This is a genomic window from Endozoicomonas sp. (assembly GCF_051008435.1).
GTDB lineage: Bacteria > Pseudomonadota > Gammaproteobacteria > Pseudomonadales > Endozoicomonadaceae > Endozoicomonas_A.
The window spans coordinates 1-4,388 of record NZ_JBPCXO010000544.1 but is presented as its reverse complement, the minus strand read 5'-3'; the positions used below and the strand labels follow the sequence as shown (position 1 = coordinate 4,388).

At 49.9% G+C, this 4,388-nt stretch carries 5 protein-coding genes; 1 reads left to right on the top strand and 4 read right to left on the bottom strand.

Annotated elements, in window-relative coordinates; genetic code table 11:
- Positions 1 to 127: 127 nt before the first annotated feature.
- The 4 genes from ilvM to ACR2PX_RS28120 all read right to left on the bottom strand — a co-directional run bounded on the left by ilvM (position 128) and on the right by ACR2PX_RS28120 (position 3,850).
- Positions 128 to 406 (bottom strand): acetolactate synthase 2 small subunit, encoded by a 279-nt coding sequence (ilvM, locus tag ACR2PX_RS28135; RefSeq protein WP_434002670.1) that lies wholly within the window; start codon positions 404 to 406, stop codon positions 128 to 130.
- Positions 403 to 2,049, bottom strand: coding sequence for an acetolactate synthase 2 catalytic subunit (gene ilvG, locus ACR2PX_RS28130; RefSeq protein ID WP_434002669.1), 1,647 nt, complete (start codon positions 2,047 to 2,049; stop codon positions 403 to 405). The genes ilvM and ilvG overlap by 4 nt, the downstream gene beginning before the upstream one ends.
- A complete protein-coding gene (locus ACR2PX_RS28125; RefSeq protein WP_434002668.1) occupies positions 2,036 to 2,260 on the bottom strand; it encodes a hypothetical protein in 225 nt (74 codons plus the stop codon). The genes ilvG and ACR2PX_RS28125 overlap by 14 nt, the downstream gene beginning before the upstream one ends.
- Positions 2,261 to 2,596: 336 nt before the next feature.
- Positions 2,597 to 3,850 carry a hypothetical protein gene (locus ACR2PX_RS28120; protein WP_434002667.1) on the bottom strand — a complete coding sequence of 418 codons (1,254 nt, stop codon included), beginning with the start codon at positions 3,848 to 3,850 and terminating at the stop codon, positions 2,597 to 2,599.
- A gap of 241 nt (positions 3,851 to 4,091) precedes the next feature.
- Between ACR2PX_RS28120 and ACR2PX_RS28115 the strand changes: the two genes are divergently transcribed.
- Positions 4,092 to 4,226, top strand: a complete 135-nt coding sequence (locus ACR2PX_RS28115; RefSeq protein ID WP_434002666.1) for a hypothetical protein — start codon at positions 4,092 to 4,094, stop codon at positions 4,224 to 4,226.
- Positions 4,227 to 4,388 lie beyond the last annotated feature (162 nt).

Sequence of the window (4,388 nt, the reverse complement as noted above, 5' to 3'; positions counted from 1 at the left end):
AGGCATTTGTCGCTCTAAGGGATTTTGCGAAGGAGTGCCGTACCGGGGAGTACGGTCGACTGAGTAAAACTCCCTTAGAGCGGCAAAGGGCAAGTGAGAGCGGGAGCATGTTTATGAAATATCCGGGTTAGAGGACGCCTTCCTGAGGCATTGCCTTAGCGGCCATGGGCTGGCGAACCTGAAGAACATCATAAAGCTTTTCAATCTGGCTGGTGAGCATTTCTATGGGGCGCTCACTGCAGACATCGATATCGGCAGAAACCATTTTCCCACATTCGGAGCTGCTCATAGAGACGCTCTCAAGGTCAAATCCCCGGTGTCTGACCACCCGCAGGAGTCGTTCCATCATCTCTGGTTTTTTATGGCACTGAATGCTCAGTGAGTAGTTGGTTTTGGAATGACTCATGCTTTAGCCTCCATCATCTCGTGGTTAGCGGCACCGGGAGGAACCAGGGGCCAGACATTTTCTCGCTGATCAATACAAACATGAAGAATTCTCGCCCCGGGAGCCTGGAGCATTTCTTCCAGCGCTGGGAGCACTTCCTGTCTTTCGGTGATCATTCTGCCTTCAATACCAAAGGCTTTGGCCAGGGTGACAAAGTCAGGGTTGTCCGAAAGGTCGGTTTCACTGTAACGCTGGTCAAAGAAGAGTTCCTGCCATTGCTTCACCATCCCCAGCCGCTGGTTGTCGAGTAAGACAATTTTGACAGGCAGTTGTTTTCTTTTGATTGAAGCCAGCTCCTGCACGTTCATCATGAAAGAGCCATCGCCGGAGACCAGTATCACGTCATCTTCCGGTCTAGAAACCGCCGCACCGATGGCGGCAGGGAGCCCAAAGCCCATGGTGCCCAGCCCTGCACTGGAAAGGTGGTTGCTGGGGTGATAAAAGTTCATGTGCTGGGCCACCCACATCTGATGTTGACCTACATCACAGCTGATCACCGAGTTCTCGCTGGTGGCTTCGGATAACTGTTTCAGAAGCAGTGGCGCAAAGATATCTTCACCGGGTTTGTCGTAGCACCATTGGCTGGAAGCACGGCTGGTTTTACAGTGTTGCAACCAGTCTTCCTGCTTGAGTGTGATGGTCAGGCTGCTGAGGTTTTTTTTAAGGCAGCCACTCAAACTGACGTTTGCAAGGCGGCGCTTGCCAAACTCTGCCGGATCAATATCGAGATGAATGACTTTGGCGTTGGGAGCAAAACTCTCAAGTTTGCCGGTTACCCGGTCATCAAAACGGGCTCCGATGGCAATCAACAAGTCGCATTCCTGAACTGCCAGATTGGCTGCCCGGGCCCCATGCATCCCCAGCATACCGAGATACCCCTGATCATCAGGGCGAACCGCTCCAATGCCTTTCAAGGTGCAAACACTGGGGATTCCGGTTTCTGTTAAGAATTCACGAAGCTCGTCTATCGCATTGGCCATACCAACACCGCCGCCTACGTAGGCAATCGGTTTGTGGCTTTTCTGAAGCAGGGTAATGGCGGTATCGATTTTGTTAAAGCAGTCAGCTGCTCTTTCCTCTATCACATCCAGTGGTGGCGCATAATGAGCTTCTGACTGTTGAATATCTTTTGGGAGATCAACCAGAACAGGGCCCGGACGGCCGGACTGGGCGAGGTTGAAAGCTTTGTTCAGGGTCTCGCAGATATCATTGGGATCCGTCACCAGAAAGCTGTGTTTGGTGCAGCCCAGTGTCATACCCAGAATATCGATTTCCTGAAAGGCATCCGTTCCCATCACGGCGGTAGGCACCTGGCCGGTGATAGCAACCATTGGAATGGAGTCCAGCATGGCATCGGATAAAGCTGTGATCAGATTGGTAGCGCCGGGACCGGAAGTGGCAATACAGACTCCGGTTTTTCCACTGGCTCTGGCATAGCCAATAGCAGCGAAAGCGGCGCCCTGTTCATGTCGGCAAAGAAGGTGATCAATATTGGATTCAAGAAGAGCATCGTACACCGGCATGATGGTGCCGCCGGGATAGCCGAAAACGTGCTGGATTCCCCGTTGAGAGAGATTTTTTACCAGTGCATTAGCGCCGTTCATGGGGCTGTCCTCTCTCCTGCTTGGTATGAACTTCAGCCTTGATACGTACAGGTTTACGAGTACTTAATTCAAACCACTGCTGCGCAGAGAAGAAAATGGCAACAGGGAGGATAATCAGCAGCAGCTCCGGAAGGATGACGACTGCCACAATCCATGCCGCGATGACCAGGATTAGAACTGCAATAATCAGTTTGTTGTTGACGTTTAGCATGGATCAATCCTCTCTGTTCGGAGCAATGTACTGGTTTTGCTCCTGGGGTTTTCAGGCCCCAAATATGAAAAAACCCCCGGACCTTTCGGTGCGGGGGTTTCTAGGAAACTCTAATCTGTCAGCTCACAGACCCCCGCGCGGTGATAATAATAATCACCACGACTAGTAGCATAATAATGTTGCTGATGGGGTTGAGTTTCATGACTGACAAATTCAAATAAGGTTATTCAATGTGTTTTTAGATATAACACACGCAGTGGGCATGTGCCAGAAAAAATCCAAATAGCAGCAGAAAGAAAAGGGCCCGTGAGGAGGTATTTCCTCACGGGTTGCAGATCAAAAAGGCTGGTTGATAAAGATTCGCAGCTGGTTGTCTTCTTTGCTGCTGGCGATTTCAGTTCTGACGGTGACACCTTCCACCTTGAACCGGATACCTCCACCTACACTGAATTTCATATCGCTATGAAGTTCTCCCAGATCGAAGTCGTCTGCTACCCGGCCGGCATCAACAAACAGGGTCCATTGCCACCAGGGAATATCGTACAGAGGCCCGATAATGGGTAGATCTTCAAGAGGTTGCCAGTGAGGAATAGCACGGAACTCAAGGCTGTATGAAACAGCGGATCGACCATAGAAACGATCTGTATTGTAACCTCTCAGCTTGTCCCAGCCCCCAAGAGAAACGCCGGCAAAGGAAGGAGGTCGTTTGTATTCCTCTACGCCATTCACATGAGTTGTATCGTTCCAGGTCGGCGTATCAGCAATCCAGGCATTGAAGGCGATGACCTGCTGATCAAGGTATTCGTTACTACCCAGGTCTATGAATTTGCTGAACTCGAATTCCCAGGTGGCCCAGTCAGCCCGGTTCTCACTGCCCCAGTCTTTGGTGTAGGTGAACGTTGTATGGCTGCCTCGGGTGGGAAGCTGGTTGGAGTTACGGTTGTCGTAATCCAGAATAAATTTGATCCCTGCTGCCCTGTCCGCTGAGTCCGGAGAGAAATCATCAAGCTCCTGACTCTCGTAGAAAGGCTGAACTTCGAAAGAACTGATGCCTGATGTCAGGGGATTCCATACTCTACCTGCAGAGGCGTTGCCCAACGAAGCCTGTTTCAAACTGGCAAGAGCGCCATCTTGTCCTTCAGCAATGGGTAAAATGTATTTAAAGCGGGCTGCGTACCTTTGCTCAACGCTGCTGGTGGTGATGAAGTTTTCTTTGCTTGAGTCATTATTGCCTGGATGCTCACCGTTAAAATTGGGGTTACCGGGCAGGTAGTAGCTGGACTGTGTGTAATTACCATAGAGCGCATTCACACTGACCAGCATCTGCTCAAGGCCTGGAATAATGACATCATGGAGGCCGGTGTATATCAGGGCAGAACCATTGCTGGAAGCGATAACGGTGCCAAACAGGGAAGCCTGTGGCTGACCTGCGCCCTTAATAATCCCAGCACCACCAAAAGCCGTTCCCCAGTCCTCAGAGCTGAACAGGAAGGGAACGCCGGCTGCATCGTTTTGTACAGCGTTTTGTTTGTTAGCTGAAGGCTCAGCAGCCAATGCATTTTGAAATCCAGCTACCAGGAGCATGGACATTGCAATAAGCTTTATTTTTTTCCCGCTAAGGGCATTTTTGGACATTAGGTGTGTTCAGCAGATTTTAGATTAACGTACTATTTTCTAATTGGTTCAAACGTTCTGGTATAAGAGGTTATTCTTATTGACCTGCCGGATTGCGGGTAAGTCTTATGACTTAGATGGTTGGTCTCATCATTTTAAAGGCTTGAAGGCTTGAAGGCTTGAAGGCTTGAAGGCCGGAAAGCAGGAAGGTTGAAAGATGAACTCATGGACTGAGATGAGATCTGAATGTCTTTTTGGTGAGGTTTATGAGTTTCGAAAAACGGATCGTCTGGAAAAATCAGCTCGTCATAGCGCTGCAATCTTCATCAGTAGAGGCACTGGCAAAGTCTGACTGAATGAAGCTAGCTAGCTAGAATGCCTGCCCCAGCTTAGGGAAGTGGCACAAGAAAGCTTACCGCAGTAAAGTGCCACTTTTCCCCTCTTGACGACTGTAGCTGCCATGACCACCATTACTATTCCTCCAGAGTGCAAATATCTAATCAAACTTGCTGCC